The organism is Clostridioides sp. ES-S-0054-01 (assembly GCA_021561035.1).
Classification (GTDB): Bacteria; Bacillota; Clostridia; order Peptostreptococcales; family Peptostreptococcaceae; genus Clostridioides.
This window is the reverse complement of record CP067346.1, coordinates 3,858,333-3,876,005: the sequence shown is the minus strand read 5'-3', so window position 1 is coordinate 3,876,005 and position 17,673 is coordinate 3,858,333. Positions and strand designations below refer to the sequence as shown.

12 protein-coding genes and 3 pseudogenes are annotated in these 17,673 nt (G+C 28.2%); 13 read left to right on the top strand and 2 right to left on the bottom strand.

Translation table 11 applies throughout. The annotated features are described in order from the left end of the window. Positions 1 to 5: 5 nt before the first annotated feature. From JJC02_17685 to JJC02_17665, 5 genes are all read left to right on the top strand, one after another. Positions 6 to 293, top strand: a complete 288-nt coding sequence (locus JJC02_17685; GenBank protein UDN54659.1) for a PTS sugar transporter subunit IIB — start codon at positions 6 to 8, stop codon at positions 291 to 293. Positions 294 to 320: 27 nt separating this feature from the next. Next, positions 321 to 1,592, top strand: coding sequence for a PTS transporter subunit IIC (locus JJC02_17680; protein UDN54658.1), 1,272 nt, complete (start codon positions 321 to 323; stop codon positions 1,590 to 1,592). A 61-nt stretch (positions 1,593 to 1,653) separates the two neighbouring features. After that, a complete protein-coding gene (locus JJC02_17675) occupies positions 1,654 to 2,256 on the top strand; it encodes an SIS domain-containing protein (GenBank protein ID UDN54657.1) in 603 nt (200 codons plus the stop codon). A 4-nt stretch (positions 2,257 to 2,260) separates the two neighbouring features. After that, positions 2,261 to 3,163, top strand: a complete 903-nt coding sequence (gene dapA / locus JJC02_17670) for a 4-hydroxy-tetrahydrodipicolinate synthase (GenBank protein UDN56455.1) — start codon at positions 2,261 to 2,263, stop codon at positions 3,161 to 3,163. 100 nt (positions 3,164 to 3,263) lie between these two features. Further along, entirely contained in the window at positions 3,264 to 3,896 is a 633-nt protein-coding gene (locus JJC02_17665) for a ketohydroxyglutarate aldolase (GenBank protein ID UDN54656.1), read from the top strand. A 266-nt stretch (positions 3,897 to 4,162) separates the two neighbouring features. On the opposite strand, the gene JJC02_17660 is transcribed toward JJC02_17665, so the two are convergent. Together JJC02_17660 and JJC02_17655 are read right to left on the bottom strand one after the other, a co-directional pair. Then, positions 4,163 to 5,440: an MFS transporter gene (locus tag JJC02_17660; protein ID UDN54655.1), complete on the bottom strand. Its 1,278-nt coding sequence runs from the start codon at positions 5,438 to 5,440 to the stop codon at positions 4,163 to 4,165. Between the two features lies 1 nt (position 5,441). Next, a complete protein-coding gene (locus tag JJC02_17655) occupies positions 5,442 to 6,632 on the bottom strand; it encodes an amidohydrolase (GenBank protein UDN54654.1) in 1,191 nt (396 codons plus the stop codon). Positions 6,633 to 6,816: 184 nt separating this feature from the next. Between JJC02_17655 and JJC02_17650 the strand changes: the two genes are divergently transcribed. The 8 genes and pseudogenes from JJC02_17650 to JJC02_17615 all read left to right on the top strand — a co-directional run bounded on the left by JJC02_17650 (position 6,817) and on the right by JJC02_17615 (position 17,671). Then, the gene (locus JJC02_17650) at positions 6,817 to 7,695 is read left to right on the top strand and encodes a LysR family transcriptional regulator (GenBank protein UDN54653.1); all 879 of its coding nucleotides are present in this window, start codon (positions 6,817 to 6,819) and stop codon (positions 7,693 to 7,695) included. A 756-nt stretch (positions 7,696 to 8,451) separates the two neighbouring features. Then, positions 8,452 to 10,959 carry a sensor domain-containing diguanylate cyclase gene (locus tag JJC02_17645; GenBank protein UDN54652.1) on the top strand — a complete coding sequence of 836 codons (2,508 nt, stop codon included), beginning with the start codon at positions 8,452 to 8,454 and terminating at the stop codon, positions 10,957 to 10,959. Positions 10,960 to 11,310: 351 nt separating this feature from the next. Beyond that, a pseudogene (locus JJC02_17640) lies at positions 11,311 to 13,065 on the top strand (DUF1430 domain-containing protein). 4 nt (positions 13,066 to 13,069) lie between these two features. After that, a pseudogene (locus tag JJC02_17635) lies at positions 13,070 to 13,686 on the top strand (ABC transporter ATP-binding protein). A gap of 434 nt (positions 13,687 to 14,120) precedes the next feature. Then, complete coding sequence (locus tag JJC02_17630) at positions 14,121 to 14,987, top strand: pentapeptide repeat-containing protein (GenBank protein ID UDN54651.1); 867 nt, start codon at positions 14,121 to 14,123, stop codon at positions 14,985 to 14,987. A gap of 115 nt (positions 14,988 to 15,102) precedes the next feature. After that, positions 15,103 to 15,507 (top strand): YmaF family protein, encoded by a 405-nt coding sequence (locus JJC02_17625; GenBank protein UDN54650.1) that lies wholly within the window; start codon positions 15,103 to 15,105, stop codon positions 15,505 to 15,507. A gap of 145 nt (positions 15,508 to 15,652) precedes the next feature. Then, positions 15,653 to 15,769, top strand: a pseudogene (locus JJC02_17620) (Zn-dependent protease). Between the two features lie 483 nt (positions 15,770 to 16,252). Next, on the top strand, positions 16,253 to 17,671 hold the full coding sequence (locus JJC02_17615; GenBank protein UDN54649.1) for a potassium/proton antiporter: 1,419 nt from the start codon (positions 16,253 to 16,255) through the stop codon (positions 17,669 to 17,671). The last annotated feature ends 2 nt before the right edge of the window (positions 17,672 to 17,673 follow it).

Sequence of the window (17,673 nt, the reverse complement as noted above, 5' to 3'; positions counted from 1 at the left end):
TAATTATGTATAAACTTTTAATCGCATGTAGAGCAGGAGTTGGCTCAAGTTTGATGTTAAAAATAAAGACTCAACAAATCATTAAGGAAAATAATTTTCCAATTGAAGTAGAACATGGTTCTTTAGATTCATTAAATGGATTTAATGGAGATGCTGTAGAAACATTAATTGATGTTGCTGAAGAATTAAAAAAGAAAAATCTTAAGTTTGATATAATTGGAATTCGCAACATTGTTGATCGTAACGAGATTAAAACAGCTTTAGAAGATTTTCTTGCTTCAAAAGAAAAATAAAATTTAATAGAATAAGGAGGGATACTTATGGAGTTTATTATTAGTTTATTGAGTACGCCAGCTGTTTTACTTGGCGTAGTTGCATTTATAGGGCTGGTTCTTCAAAAAAAATCTGCTGTTGAAGTATTTACTGGAGCTTCAAAAACACTTATCGGGTTCTTGATATTTGGTATTGGTGCTTCTGCTATGACTGGCGCATTACAGAATTTCAATAAATTGTTCCAGCATGGTTTTGGAATTACAGGTGTTATAGCTTCACCAGAAGCAGCTACAGCACTTGCACAAGGTACATATGGTTTTGCAGTTTCATGTACATTGATTCTTGGATTCATACTAAATTTAGTATTTGCACGTATTACAAAGTTTAAGAATATTTTCTTTACAACAGGTCATAGTTTATTCTTTTCTTGTGTATTAGTTTTAATCATGAAAGCTCATGGGTTCGATAATACAACTACTATTTTAATAGGTGGAGCTATCTTAGGATTTATGTCTGCTGCATTACCTCAATTCTGTCAACCATTTATGCGTGAACTAACAGGTGGAGATGAACAAGCTATTGGTCATTTTAACATGATTGGTTATGGTCTATCAGGTTATATTGGGCGTTTATTTTCGGAGCATAAAGATGAAACAACAGAAACTATAGAATTTCCTAAGTGGTTATCAATTTTCAGAGATTTCTTAATGGGTCTGTCTATAGTTATGCTGATATTATTTTACATTGCAACATTAAAAGCTGGTCAAACATTTACTCAGGAAATCGCTGGTTCAACGCACTGGTTGGTGTTCCCTCTTATAGAAGCATTTACATTTGTAGCGGGTATGTCAATCTTGATGTCAGGTGTTCGTATGTTCTTGGCTGAAATAACTGCAGCATTCGTAATTATTTCAGAAAAATATATTCCAGGTTCACGTCCTGCATTAGATGTTCCAACAGTATTTCCATATGCACCAAATGCAGTTATTATTGGATTTATTTCAGCATATGCTGCTGGTTTATTAGCAATCGTTATTATGGCATCATTTCCTAGTGTATTCCCTGTAGTAATTATTCCAGCTGCTCATATATGTTTCTTCTCAGGTGGTACAGCTGCAGTATTTGGTAATGCATCAGGTGGATGGAGAGGAGCTATTGTTGGGTCTTTCGTTGCGGGATTATTCCTTGCATTCTTACCAGTGATACTATATCCAGTTTATGGAACACTTGGTATAGAAGGTGCAACCTTCCCTAACATTGATTACAACGTAGTTGGTTCAATATTACATAATATTTTACAATTTATAAAACCTATCTAATTTATATTAACATTGTATAAGAGTTATAGTAGGTTATTATGATTTTAAGGAGGATAAATATATGATAGAAAATACATTACCTGTATTTCTTGATACCATATCTAATGAAATATCAACATTCATTGAATCAATAGACGAAGTATCTATAAATAAAGCGTGTGATTTAATCTTTGAGTCAGAAAGGAATCATGGACGTGTACATGTGACTGGCATTGGTAAACCAGGTCATGTATCAGGATATATTTCCTCACTACTTTCATCTACTGGAACACCAGCATATACATTGCATGCTACAGAAGCAGTACATGGTTCAAGTGGTCAAGTAGTTGCTGGTGATGTTGTCATTGCAATATCAAATAGTGGTGAAACTCAAGAATTGAAAGCAACTATTGAAACATTAAAAATTAATGGAGCAAAAATAATTGGTGTAAGTGGTAATATTAATTCATTCTTAAAAGAGGCTTCTGATATATTCTTGTTTGCAGGTGTCACACAAGAAGGTGATTGTCTTAATAAAGCTCCTCGTGCTTCAATTCTCGCTGAAACTATAGTCTTACAGTCATTAAGTGTTGCATTACAATATGCTAAAGGGCTTGATGCACAGCAGTATTTGAAGTGGCATCCAGGAGGAAGTCTTGGAAAGTCTATTAGAGAGGGAATGTAATTTTATGAGATATAAAGGTATTATATGTGCAATGATAACACCATTTGATGAAAATCAAAATATTAATCCACGAGCAACATGTGATTTAATTGACCATCTAATTAATAAGGGAATTTATGGATTATTTATTTTAGGAACTAATGGTGAATGTCATGTAATGACAGATGATGAAAAAGTTGAGTTTGCAAAAATTGTTATTGATTACACTAACAACCGTGTACCTGTTTTTGTTGGAACAGGTGGCAATTCAACTCGTGAAGTTATAAATTTATCTAAAAGAATGGAAAAGATTGGTGCAAGTGCATTATCGATTATTACACCGTACTTTGTAACACCAACACAGCAGGAATTAATTTTACACTACAAAACTATTGCTAATTCAGTTAATTTGCCTATTATGATGTACAACATGCCAAGTAAGACTGGAATTAATATTGAACCCAATTCAGTATGTGAATTGGCAAAGATAAAGAATATTGTTGGGATTAAGGATAGTAGTGGTAAGCTTGACAACATGAAAGCTTATATTGAAGTAACTAAAGGTGAGGATTTTAGTGTATTTTCAGGCTCCGATTCACTTATTCTTGATAGTTTGAAAGCTGGTGGTAAAGGTGCTGTTGCTGCAACAGCAAACTTCCTTACAGAGATTGATATTGCTATTTATGATAACTTTATAAATGGTGATTTGGAAGAAGCTCAAAAAGCTCAGAATAGTATAGAAGAACTTCGCCGTATTCTAAAGCTTGGAACAATTCCGTCTGTTATAAAGAAAGCTGTTGTCTTAAATGGAATTAATGTTGGAACTGCGCGACTTCCTGTAACTGAACCAACTGGAGAAGTACTTGAAGAAATTAAGCAAGTGGTTGAAAATTATAAATCAATACTTAATAAGGATTTAGGGGAATAGATTAGATAAATATATCAATATATGATGAAAAATGTGTCATAAGGAATATGATTGGATTGAATAGATAAAAAATGGTTTAATGAATATAGAGGTGAATGATATGAAAAAGATGAATATAACCAAAAGGATGGGGGAATGTGGAGCCCTTGCAATTGTAAGGGAAGAAACATTTAATCGTGCATGTGAAATTGCTGAAGGTTGTATTAATGGTGGTATAACGGTTATAGAAATGAGTTATACCTTGAATAATGCTGGAGAAATCATTCAAGGTCTTAGTAAAAAGTATGGTGAAGGACTTTGTGTAGGAGCAGGAACAGTTTTGGATAGTGAAACAGCTCGTCATGCTATTTTACATGGTGCTCAGTTTATTATTGCACCCAATTACAATGAAGGTGTAGCAAAAATTTGTAATAGATATCAGATTCCTTATGCTCCAGCATGTACATCATTGACTGAAGCAGTAGATGCATTGAGTTTAGGAGCTGCCTTTATCAAGGCTTTTCCAATATCAGATTTCTATGGACCTAAATTAGTGAAAGTATTCAAAACACCAATACCTGATATGCCAGTTTTGGCAAGTGGTGGAATTAATCTTGATAACTTACATGTATGGTTAGAAAATGGGGTTGATGTATGTGGCTTTGGTGGGTTATTAACCAAAGGTAGTGTTGAGGATATTACTCAAAATGCTAGAAAGATTCGTGAAATCATTAAAAATATAAGAGAAGTTTAATATTGGGACTGTATTGTATCTAATAAAGGATTTAATGTATTGAGGTCATTTAATATATATGGCTTTTATACTTTACAGTAACTAATGGTTCATAAAATTTTATAAGAAAATTATAAAAATATAAACTATATTGCGTATATAGAGACTAAGTATAATAATTAAAAATAAAGCTATGATAAAATGAACGTTTTACATAGCTTTATTTTTATTAATTTTACTTATGAGTTTGTAGGTAAGCACAAAATATAAATATTTTATTTATAAAATTACTTTATTGTTTGTTGTGAAACATATTTTAGACTATATTTATGACCTTCATTGATACTATAAACTAATGCTAAAGTCATAATTATAGATAGAATTATTAAAATAATCCAAGCCATCTTGTAAGAACCCATTAAGTCAAATATACTTGCAATAGCTGGTGTGCCTATAATTGAACCTATACAAGTGCAAGAGGCCACAAAACCATATATCTCTGGATAATGTTTTGTACCAAATATTCTACTTGTTAAAATAGGGGTAGTTACTGTACCTATACAAGTTCCAATTCCAAAGAAGAATGCCATTAAATAAAGCATTGGTTTAAATTCTATAAAAAGTAAACAAACTATAGATAGTATAAAACAAATATTACCTAATAATACTCCTGCCTTAGAGCCTAATTTATCAAATATATGCCCTAATATAACTTTACCCCATATTGCTATAAATAAATAAGTAGACACTATTGATGCTATTAAAGAAGGGCTATATCCACTGTCTTCTAAGTATGCTGGAATATGACCAAGAATACATCCAGTAAGCAATATTAAAGTAACACCAAATGTGAAAGTCCAAAATATTGGTAACTTTTTTGCTTCTTTAAGAGAGATATTCCATTCATTTTTTATAATACTTTTGTTAGTGTTATCTTGATGTTTATCATATCCATAAGGTTGCAAACCTTTGCAAGAAGGAAATTGACGAACAATAAATATTGTAGCAGGAACCATAATTAAAAACATGATAATTGCAAGATAGACATAAGTTTGTCTCCATCCATAATTAGTAATCAACTTAACTACTACAGGGCTAAGTAGTGTTCCACCAATAGAAGTACCAGCCATTGCAATGCTTAGAGCAAGACCTCTTTTTTCATAAAACCAGTTAGAAATTAATATGGATACAGGCATTTTAGTTGCGCCATAAGTAAAAAGCCCAATAAAGAATGAGACTATATAAAAGTGGAAAATTGATGTTGCTAATGAATATAATCCATAAAATATAGAAAGCCCTGCCACACAGATAACATGAATTAAGTGCATATGTTTAGTAGACATAAGTTTTCCTGTGATAGATGCCATAAACATGCACATTAATGAAATTATAGCAGTAGATAGAGTGTAAGCACTTCTAGTAAAACCAAGGTCTTCAGTTATAGGTTTTATAAATAAGCTTGCCAAGCTGACAATAGGAGCATACCCTAAAGCCATTACTATAGTACATGATAGTAGAATCCACCATCCATAAAATATTTTATTATTTTTAACTGTGTTTTCCATGCTATAAACTCTCCTTATTCATATTTTTTAGCCATTGATATGCACATTGAGCATATATAGCTGAACCCAGAGCAAGACAATTGTCGTTGAACATTACTTTGGGATTATGGGAAACATACCATTTAGAAGTATCTTCTACACCGGCACCTAAGTACATAAAACATGTAGGAACTTTCTCAGAAATATAAGCAAAATCTTCAGAACCCATGGTATGATTAAATTCTGAAATTCTAATGTTTTTGTCTAACTCATAGATATGAGATATGAATTTTTTATTTAATTCATCATTACATATTAGAGCAGGTACATTTGATAAAACTTCAATATCTGCACTACAGCGATAAGTTGTAGAGACACTTTGTACAACCTCATTAATACGTTTTATTAATAAATCCCTTGTTGTTGGAGAAAATGTACGAAGTGTACCTTGTAAAATTGCATCATTAGGGATGACATTACATACTTCACCTGATTTAAACTGACCTAAAGTTAGAGTTGCTAATTCTTGAGGTGGACACTCTCTACTAATAAGTTCTTGAAGAGCTAAGTATATATGAACACCTGTATTGATAGGGTCTATACAATTTTCTGGTTGAGACCCATGACCGCCTTTTCCTTTAATAGTAATCTTAAATCCATAACAAGAAGACATAAACTCTTTACCATAAACTATAGCTTTATTTGGCATATTAGGCACTACATGTATGCCAAATGCTGAATCTACTTTTGGATTTTCAAGAATTCCTTCTGAAATCATAGCTTTTGCTCCTGCAAAAACTTCTTCTCCTGGTTGAAACATTAATTTTACTGAACCCTCAAGTTCATTTTCTTTAAGCTTTAGAATTTTAGCAGCTCCCAAAAGCATTGCAGTATGAGCATCGTGTCCACATGCATGCATATAATTGTTATTTGATTTAAACTCCAACTCTGTCTGTTCTATCACTGGAAGCGCATCCATATCACTACGAATTAATATACATTTTCTATTATTCTTATTACCTATTAAACCTATTATTGAAGATCCATTACAACCAACTTTATATTCAATATTAAATTCTTCTAATTTTTTTTGAATAAAGTTGACTGTATTGGGAAGTGACATACCTATTTCTGGATTTCTATGAAAATATCTTCTCCAACTAATAATCTCATTTTCAAACTGTTTTGCTAGATTCATAAACATATCTGACATACGTATCTCTCCTTTTAAAGATTGTAAAATTTAATTATACATTATCTAAAACTTGTAATTAGTACTAAGTTGTGTTAGCTTTATGATAGCATATTGAATTTATCAATCAGTATTAGCAAAAAAACATGAGGTATAAGGAAACGGTTATATCAATTTATAATATATACTAATTTAGGGGGATATGATGAATTTAAATTATTTTCAATATTTAGTTGAAGTTGCAAATATAGGCTCTATTAGTAAAGCAGCAGAAAAAAATTTTGTGTCACAACCATACTTAAGTGGTATTATAAAAAAAATAGAAGAAGAAGTAGGGTTTTTAATTTTTAGGAGGACAAATACTGGTATAGAATTAACTGAAAAAGGCGAGCTTTTTATAAATGAAGTGAAAAAAATTTTAATAGGAATTGAAAATATAAAAAATATAAATAAGAAGAATGAAGAAGGGCTATCAATAGGTATGGTTTACTCTTTATTTTTTACAAAATGTTTTTTAAAATTTAAAAAGTTTAAACCTACAGATTTACAAGATAAAGTCTATGAAATGAGCCCAATAGAAATCTTTAAAGCATTGATAGATAATAAGATTAGGTTAGGGTTATTTTCCTATGCTACTAATAAAAAGAACAAATATTGGAATATTGCTAAGAAATATCACCTAAAGTGTTGGAGTATATATGAAAATTTGCATCCTCATGTAATTATGTCAAGAAGCCATCCTTTAGCAGCAAATGATTCAATTACGATATCAGATTTAAAAAGTAATCCGTATGTGGTTTATGATAAAAGTGAATTTTTGATATATCTAGAGATGATAGGTATAAGAAACCATCCAGATTTACTTTTAGTTTCAGATAGAGGTAGTTTTTCAGATGCAATATTAGACAATAATTATCTAGGTATAACTACTTATTTTTCAGGGATTAATGAACAAGATAATAAATTTATATATATAAAGTTAGAAGATTGTAATGAAACCATAGGAATAGGTTATGCCATATTAGATAATTATAAATTGAGTCAAAGAGAAAAAGATTTTATTAAATTTATTAAAGATAGGTAAAATACCCCATCGTCAACGTGAGTAGGGTGGAGTATTTCAAATCAGTGACTTATTATACCATATAAGATAATTGCTTATATGGTTATTTTTAGTGAAGTAATTACTTTAAAAAATGAAACAGAGAATTATATCATAAGTAAGAAGTAGAGTTTTTATTTATTAGTATATAGTATAAATGAAAATTACTATACTTTAATAAAATAAGACATTAACAATGAAATGTTGGATAAATACCTTTTAGTTTAAACATTATAAAATTTAATTGTATATGTGATACATATTTTCTCAAAATTTATAATTAATATTAAGTTTTGTCAGTTCCATAATAACATATTAAATTTATAAATTAGTATTATTCATATGTAAAGCTGTGTACCTTTCTATTATATTGCATATAATTTCAGTAATTCTATTTAGAAAAGAACTGATTTAAAACCTAAGTTATGATATAATTTCATTAAAAGAAGGCGATTTTTAGTAAATATGAAAAAAGAATGTATTTTTAGAAGAAAAGTTAAATATGGATTTAAGTGAATAGGATGCGATAATTAAGATATTAAAGGATGAATAGGGCATCAAAAAAATTACTACATGTTTTAGAGGGAGAAATTTAGCAAAGGTGTGAAAATTGAATTTTAAACAAAAAATCATTTTAAATGAAATAAATTTATACACGTTGACGATTCACTCTTATCATTATACTAAAAAGTAGAGTGTGTTAAAAGCGGGTCTAAAGATAGGAGGATAATCAAAACGATGAAAGAAGACATTGGATTACATCGAGTGTGTGAAAAAGAACAAGCGATAAAGGGTGAGGTTATTTCAGAAGATATGCTAAAATCCATGAGTATAGGAGTCAGTAAACATTTTTTAGATGATTCATTTACAATAATATGGGGAAATACAGCCTTTTATCAATTGTTGGGATATACAGAAGAAGAATTTTTGCTTAAATTTTCTAGTTTAAGGGATTATTATGAACAGAATCTTTATTATTTTGAATCTATGAAAAATCATTTTTTAGAGGCTTATCATCATGGCAAAAAGAGTATAGAATATCAAATTTGTATTTCAGTAAATAATGGAGACCCAGTTTGGGTAATAATGAATGGCATATTAAGTGAATCACAGGAGAATGAAAAAGCAATAGTCTATATATTGTATTCAAATATTAATGAGTTAAAAATAAAGCAAGATGAACTATGGGAGATGGAAAAAGAGAGTACAGATAATTTTGAGTGGATGATGTCAGAGTATGCTGGAAATGTTTATATTAGTGATATGGATACATATGAATTACTATACTTAAATAAACAATCATGTAATACCTTACAGGTATCAGCAAATAAACTGCTTGGAAGAAAGTGTTATGAGGTAATTCAAGGTAGAACTTCGCCATGTCCGTTTTGTACAAACTCATATTTAAAAAAAGATAACACATATGAATGGGAATTTTATAATAAAAAACTGAAACGAACATTTATGATTAAAAACCGTATGTTGAATTGGCAAGGACATAGAGCTCGTATAGAATTATCTTATGATATGTATAGTGCTGAATACAAATTAGCAAAAAAAGATCAGGAAAGAGAAGCAATTTTGAAAACTATTCCAGCAGGAATGGTTCGAGTAGATGCAAGAGATTGTCTTACTATACTTTGGTATAATGATATATTTCTGAACATGATTGAATATACAAAGGAACAGTTTGCACAGGAACTTAATAATCAATGTGGATATTTATTTTCTGATGATTATAAGCGTAGTAAGAATATGGCACAAGATTTAAAGAAATCTGGAGATAACATTGTATTTGAAGCAAGAATATATACGCGTTCAAAGGAAGAACGTATATGGACTGTTACATTGTGTTATATGAGTGGAGAAGACAGTTGGGATGGAATACCGTCTTTTTATAGTATAGGTATTGATATTACAAAGGAAAGAAAACAGATTGAGAAATTACAGTATATATCAGAGAAAGATGCATTAACAGGAATCTATAATCGTGTTGAAACCGAAAAACAGATTAAGAAATATTTTGAAGAATCTTTAAATACGATGGGTGCACTATTTATGATTGATACAGATAATTTTAAACATATTAATGATACAGAAGGGCATATGATTGGAGATATAGTGCTTACCGAGATGGCATCAGGCATGAAAAAAATAATGTGTGACAGTGATATTGTTGGAAGAATAGGTGGAGATGAGTTTACGATTTTTATGAAGAATATTTCTTCAGTCGAAGATGCAGAAAAGAAAGCAGAAGAATTATTGTATATGTTCCGTCATCTATTTCAGAAAGAGAAAAGTTCTTTAAAAGTAACTTGCAGTATTGGGATAGCTATATATCCAAAAGATGGTAGAACATTCAAGGAAATGTATACAAGAGCTGATAAAGCTCTATATCAGGCAAAAAAATTAGGCAAAAACAATTATGTAATCTACAACCATGATTCTTTTAAAGAATTAGAGGACTTTAATCACTCTTCTCTTGGTACAGTTATTGATTCAGAAAAACAATATGTTGAATGTCCTGATAATTTTACACGTTATATATTCCGTATGCTTTATCAGACAGATGACATAGACCAGACGATTAATATGATACTTGAACTTGTTGGAAAACATTTTAATGTAAGTCGTGCTTATATTTTTGAAAATACAGATGATGGTCGATATACTTCTAACACTTTTGAATGGTGTAATGAAGGAATTTCTCCTCAAATGGATTGCTTGCAAAATAAAAACTATCAGGACTATAAAGATTATGAAAGGCTTTTTGGGGATGATTTAGTTTTCTACTGTCGAGATATCCACATGTTAAGCCCTAAACTAGAAGAATTATTCTCCAGTCAAGGTATCCATTCTACACTTCAATGTGCATATAAAGAAGGCAAAGCTTTCAGTGGATTTGTTGGATTTGATGAATGTACAGGGTTACGTCTATGGTCACAAGAAGAAATAAGTACATTATCATTGATTTCTCAGATTATATCAATGTTTTTGCAACGTAAAAAAAATAATAAATTTAATCAAGAGATGCAGCAATATCGGAATATTTTAGATAATATTGACCAGTGTGTTTGTGTTATTGATAGAGAAAATAATTTTTTATTATATATAAATAAAAAATTTAAAAATACATATTCTGAATTCCAAATTGGACAACCTTGTTACCTTGATTCTATAGATATTCATAAGATATCCGTTACATGGAATCAAAAAGAAGCATATCTATGTATTAGCATGATTTAATCGTAAAGTAAAGATTATATTGAACCTAAATTAAATTTCGTTTTAAATAAAATATTATTTTAGTTAATTGCTGAAAATACTAGAATTTATATTAATGAATTATACTAATTTTGTATTACTATTGAAATATTGTTTGGTAGAAATAAAAAATAACCTTAAAACATTTGATTATAAAAAATTAACTGTTTTAAGGTTATTTTTATCTTTATGACAAAATAGATACTTGTCATTTAGAATGTGACAATATAGTAGTTGTTTATAAGAGGTGTAAAATACTATACTTTAATTAAGGTAAAATGTATTTTGCTTTTAAAATGAAAACAATTAGGAGAGGAGCTATAATTAAAAAAGATAATATATGTATTATTTACAATTGAACTATTAATAGTATCTTTATTAGGTCTGAATATAGTTAAAGATAATGAAATTAATAATATTTTGTATAATGATACAACAAGTATATCTGTAATGTTTAAAGATTATAAAAAGTTAGATAAAAATTATAGTAAGTGGATTAAAGATATTGCAGATGAAAATGATGTGACTATATCAAAGTATGTTTTTAATAATAATGAAAAATTATCTATATATACGACTGATACAAGTTTGGATAACAATATAAAGTTAAAATCATGAGAATTCCCTAGTGTTAATTCAAATGAATTTATTAGTAATATAAACACTAATAATGGTAATCAAGTAGGTAAATTCTCAACTATGAGTAAAAACATATCAATTTTGATTAGAGATTTTGATAAAATAAGTGAAGTTGGAGAATCAGGAATCTTATATATTTCAACTCAAAATGAAGATACAATAAATAAAATATTAAAAGAGTTAAATGTAGACAGAAGTATTTTTGTAGCAAGACTACATGATAGATATGTTAATTCAAATTTATACTTAAATCCTTCAATAGTTAGAGATTTAATATTAATTATTCTTTGCTTCTTGGCTACAATACTACAAACTCAATTAGGTAATCTATCTGAGTGGGATAAGGCAAAAAATGTTTATAATCTTACTCTTAAAGATACAGGCGAACCATCTTTAGGAAAGGAAGAAGTAATTAAAAATGCTAAGATTAAAGGCTTTTATAAAAGTTTAGTAGAAGAAAAAGATGCTTTCTTAATTGATACAACTAATTTTGAAAAACTTGAAAATGGAAGTTACATGTATGAAATAAACTCAAAGGGCAAAAACCCAGAAGTAAGTCAATATGGTAAAAATATAAAGATAAATAAAAACTATCTTAAAGTTAACCCTATTTACTTAAATGGTAAAGAAATATTTAATTTAATCAATTATGACGATAAGACTATAAATTTATTAGTTCCTAAAAAATTACAAGTACATGAAAATGAGATTAAAAAAGAATTTAGAGAATTATTTTATTTTGAAAAAATAGAAGTAGAAAATATGTATAATGAGAAGCTAAATAGAGATTTAAATAAAACAAAGAAAGCAGATTTAAATGTTAACATAATATATGTAGGTAATAATCAAAGCTATTTTACTTATAACTCATTTGTTATGGATGACAATAGAAATCTCATTGATGACCCAATAGCAATAATTGACATAGATAATATTGATGATTCTTTTTATCTTTCTTATATATCTAGATGTGTCTATTTTAATTCTAAGAAATTAGATGCTTTTGTAGATATAGGTAACATTATTGAAGCTCAAGATGTAGAAGCGTATATTAAAAGTTTATATGCTGTTTACAATGAGTATGGTTTAGAAATAAATAAATTAGAAAAATATTTAAATAGTGAGATTTTTACTATAATAATAATAGCAATATCAAACTTAATGATTACCTACAATATAGTAGCTAGTTACTATGAAAGAAATAAATATAAGTTATATATTAAAAAAATATTTGGTTATTCGACTACATCTAGAAGTATATTGTTAATAATCTCATTAATATTAACAAATATCATTCCAATGAGCATTATATCAACAATAGTAGATTTAAGTAACAACATTATCTTATTTGGACTTCTAATATTGGTTGTAGAAGTAATTATATCTATTATATTAGACAAGATTATCTCAAATAGTTCATTCAATAAAATTATAAAAGGAGAACATTAAAAAGATGATTTCATTAATAAATATATCGAAAAAATTTAAAGATAAATCTATAATAGACGAATTTAACCTAGAAATTTCTAAGGGAGAATTTATAGCGATAACAGGAAATAGTGGCTCAGGTAAGACAACTTTACTTAATATAATGGGATTATTAGAAAAACCTAATTCTGGTGATGTTATAATAAATAATATAAAAAATCCAAATAGTAAACAAATAAGAATTTTACAAAGGGATTTTTATGGTTATCTATTTCAAAATTATGCCTTAATTGAAAATGAAAATGTTGAAAGTAACTTGAAAGTTGCTTTAAAGTATCAAAAGAATATCAACCACGATGAAAAAATAAATTACGCACTTGAGTCTGTAGGTCTTAAAGAATATAATAAAAAAAGATATACGAGTTGAGTGGAGGAGAACAACAAAGAGTGGCGTTAGCAAGAGTAATATTAAAAGAGTGCGAAGTAATATTTGCAGATGAACCCACAGGTAATTTAGATAAAAAAAATAGAGACATAGTATTTGATATACTTAAAAGCCTAAATAAGAATGGTAAAACTATTGTATTTGTAACCCATGACTTAGAGTTATCAAAGCAGGCAGATAGAGTTATAAAGTTGTAATAATATCAACTAAATATTAGAAAGAGATTACAACTAAATCAAATTTAAAGATACTCAAAATAGAATTTAAATATTAAATAAATGAGTAGTTTGTAAATATAAGTATAATATGATATCATAGAGGCTCAAAAGAAATTTTATGTAATAAAAAATCTAAAAATAGTATCTAAAACAAAAAAATTATAATCTTTATTTTTATGTATTAATGGCTCCATAAATATTCTCTCCTATACAAATAAGTTAATCTTATTTGTATAGGAGAGAATATAGTTTTTTGTACTATTGTTACAAATATCAAGAAACTTATGTATACTATTGGAATAAATAATACCTTAAATTATAATTAATAATAAGAAATATTAAATAAGAGATTTGCTTGTAACTTAGTTATAGACAATATAGTATAAAAAGTAAAGCTTAAAAGGAGAAAAAATATGATAAATATACATAAAAATATATACAATAATAAGTTATTTGATGAGTTAAAAATTGACTGTAAGAAGTGTTTCGGACTTTGTTGTGTAGCTCTTTATTTTTCTGTTTCAGATAGATTTCTTATTGACAAGGAATCAGGAAAACCCTGTATTAATTTGCAATCAGATTTTAAATGCTCTTTACATAATAATCTTATAAAGCGAGGTTTTAAAGGCTGTACTGCATACGATTGCTTTGGTTCAGGTCAAAAAGTAGCACAAGTAACATATAAGGGTATAGACTGGATGCAATCACCAGAATTAGCAAATCAAATGTCTGAAGTATTTTTAATTATGAGACAGCTACATGAAATGTTATGGTACCTTAAAGAAGCATCTATATTAAATATATCAGATACAATCAAATCAAAAACTGATTTAATAATTGAAGAAACTGAAAAAATAACCAATATGAGTCCAGAACAGCTAATTGATTTGTATATCACACCACATAGAGCAAAGGTTAATTCGTTATTATCACAAGCTAGTGAGCCTGTGATGAGAAAAGTTAAATCATTTATCAAAACTTCTACTTTTAAAAATATGAAAAAATTAAGCAAAAATATAGATTTAATAGGAGTAGATCTTAGAAAAACAAATCTAATAGGAGCAGATTTAAAAGGGCGATTTCTAATAGCGGCAAATTTAAAGGATACAGATTTGAGTGGAGCAAATTTAATAGGAGCAGATTTAAGAGATTGTGATATTAGAGGTGCTAATCTTGAGAATAGTATATTTTTAACACAATTACAAGTTAATACTGCAAAAGGAGATTCTAATACGAAGTTGCCAGCTTCACTAGTACATCCTAAATATTGGGGGAAATAATTAAATTAATACATAATTTTACAAAATATGAACTTTTTTGACTTTAATTCATACTATATATTAGAGATTCTTTAGAAGAATTTCTTAATATAATATAATAGGGAGAGATATAAAAATGAGTTATCAAAATTATAAATGTGAAAGAGATTATGTATATGATGATTATAAATATAATAAATGCAACAAGTGCTATAATGATTATGAGGAAATGACGCATGTTCATGAATATTCACAAAGTGTTAAGTTAGCAGAAGAATGTGATGATAGACATAACCACCGTGCAGCAGGAGTTACTGGTGAAGTTATACCAATAAATGGTGGTACAAATCATGTTCATAAAATAAATGATAATGTAGATTTTCTTGACCATTTTCATAAGATATGTGTTACAACAGGTCCAGCAATTAGAATACCTGGAACTGATAAACACATTCACTTAGTATCTGGAAACACTACTGTTAATGATGGTCACTGTCATAAATTCCTTTTTACTACTCAAATAGAAGCTCCTTTAGTATAAACTAATGTGAATTATTGTAGTAAATCTGCTAGATTGTAGTATATAAATGATAAAAATATATAATAGATAATATTTAAACTTAATGAGGACTATGATATTTAACCTTCATAGTCCTTTTTAAGTTTTGCATAAAGAAGTAGAAAATGCTTATGGATATTATATGATTGAATATTACTTAGAGAAAACAAATAAATCGATAATCGAAGCTACTTTATTGCTTTATAGTAAGATAATAGAAGGGATAAAAGAGTTTTGGTATTAAATATTATGAGTTGCATGGTTTGAAAAAAATTATGCAATTTTTTTATTTTTAAGAAAAATAAATTGACAATAATTTATAACAAATATAAAATAATATATATAAAGACATATTTCAATGTATGAAGTTTTTGAAGATTTCATATCTAAAGTGCCTAACATTGTATGTTAGTTTCTTATTACTTATCTAAATATTATATATTTCAGAGTATCTATAAAATCACTATAGGAGCATGAAATATATTAAATAATCAACTGAAAAATGAAATATTAATGAAAAAAAATTCAAATTTTGAATATTAAATGAATATGATTAAAATAAATATATAAACTTGAGTACAATACTTATATTTTAGTGTATTATCAAATTTTAATTGTACTTTTTGCACCACAACTTATAAAACCTATGTCATGTTATATTTGAACAAGTAATAAAATTGTAGATATATTTTAATCTATAAAATTTATATGAAATGGAGTTGATGCTATGACAGAATTGATGATTATAAGTGGTTTAGTGCTATTGATTTGTATAACCTCGAGCAAGGTATTATATAAATTTGGAGTACCAATATTATTAATTTTTATCTTATTAGGGATGTTGTTTGGGTCTGATGGTATGGTAGGAATTTATTTTGACAACTATGAATTAACAAAACAATTATGCTCCATTGGACTAATATTTATAATGTTCTTTGGAGGATTTGGAACAAACTGGAATATGGCTAAACCTGTTGCAGTACCTTCTATACTAATGTCGTCGCTAGGTGTAATAATTACAGCTGGGGTCACAGGTATATTTTGTCATATGGTAGTAGGAACTAGTTTACTTGAGGGCTTATTAATTGGAGCAATTGCAGCTTCAACAGATGCTGCATCTGTATTTGCTGTATTGCGTTCTCGAAAACTAAATTTAAAAGGTTCTCTTGCTTCATTATTGGAAGTCGAAAGTGGAAGTAATGACCCAATAGCTTATATGTTGACACTAATTCTTTTGACATTGATGAATAATTCTGGAGTGGAACTTATTGTGCCAATGGTAATAAAGCAAATAGTTTTTGGGCTAGCTATAGGATTTATACTAGCAAAATTGTCTGTTTATATTTTAAGAAATTCAAACTTTGAGATAGAAGGATTCTATACTATATTTATAACAGCTATTGCAATACTTTCTTATGCATTTAGTGAGTATCTTGGAGGAAATGGATACTTAAGTGTGTATATTTCAGGTATTATTATAGGAAATAGTAAGATACCTCATAAAAAAAGTTTGGTTCATTTCTTTGACGGAATTTCATGGATTATGCAAATAATGTTATTCTTTATGTTAGGATTGTTATCTTTCCCTTCCAAGCTACCAAATGTATTTGGTATAGCAATGACCATATCTATATTCATGATAGTTATTGCAAGACCATTAGCAACATTTATAATTCTAGCAAAATTTAAATTTTCAAATAAAGAAAAATTATTCATATCATGGGTAGGTCTTAGAGGTGCTGCTTCAGTAGTTTTTGCGATTTATGCAGTCACTCAGGGTGTAATCATAGAGAATGATATATTCCATATAATATTTTTTATAGCATTACTTTCAGTAGGAATACAAGGAACATTAATACCAACTGTAGCCAAAAAGCTGGATTTAGTTGATGATAATACACCTGTATTGAAAACGTTTAATGATTATGATGGAGAAATTAGCTCTAAACTTATAGAAATAAATGTTGATGATAGTAGCAAGTGGGTAAATAAGAGTATAATGGATTCTAATATACCAGAAGACATATTAATAGTTATGATAAAACGAAAGGAGCAGGTTTTAGTACCTAAAGGTTCAACTGTTATAAAAACAGGAGATACATTGGTATTAAGTGGAGATAGAATTGAAGAATTAATACAATTATAATT

Bases quoted from the DNA above. Each gene is read 5' to 3' on its own strand.
- JJC02_17685 (UDN54659.1), top strand. From the start codon at position 6: ATGTATAAACTTTTAATCGCATGTAGAGCAGGAGTTGGCTCAAGTTTG.
- JJC02_17680 (UDN54658.1), top strand. From the start codon at position 321: ATGGAGTTTATTATTAGTTTATTGAGTACGCCAGCTGTTTTACTTGGC.
- JJC02_17675 (UDN54657.1), top strand. From the start codon at position 1,654: ATGATAGAAAATACATTACCTGTATTTCTTGATACCATATCTAATGAA.
- dapA (UDN56455.1), top strand. From the start codon at position 2,261: ATGAGATATAAAGGTATTATATGTGCAATGATAACACCATTTGATGAA.
- JJC02_17665 (UDN54656.1), top strand. From the start codon at position 3,264: ATGAAAAAGATGAATATAACCAAAAGGATGGGGGAATGTGGAGCCCTT.
- JJC02_17660 (UDN54655.1), bottom strand. From the start codon at position 5,440: ATGGAAAACACAGTTAAAAATAATAAAATATTTTATGGATGGTGGATT.
- JJC02_17655 (UDN54654.1), bottom strand. From the start codon at position 6,632: ATGTCAGATATGTTTATGAATCTAGCAAAACAGTTTGAAAATGAGATT.
- JJC02_17650 (UDN54653.1), top strand. From the start codon at position 6,817: ATGAATTTAAATTATTTTCAATATTTAGTTGAAGTTGCAAATATAGGC.
- JJC02_17645 (UDN54652.1), top strand. From the start codon at position 8,452: ATGAAAGAAGACATTGGATTACATCGAGTGTGTGAAAAAGAACAAGCG.
- JJC02_17630 (UDN54651.1), top strand. From the start codon at position 14,121: ATGATAAATATACATAAAAATATATACAATAATAAGTTATTTGATGAG.
- JJC02_17625 (UDN54650.1), top strand. From the start codon at position 15,103: ATGAGTTATCAAAATTATAAATGTGAAAGAGATTATGTATATGATGAT.
- JJC02_17615 (UDN54649.1), top strand. From the start codon at position 16,253: ATGACAGAATTGATGATTATAAGTGGTTTAGTGCTATTGATTTGTATA.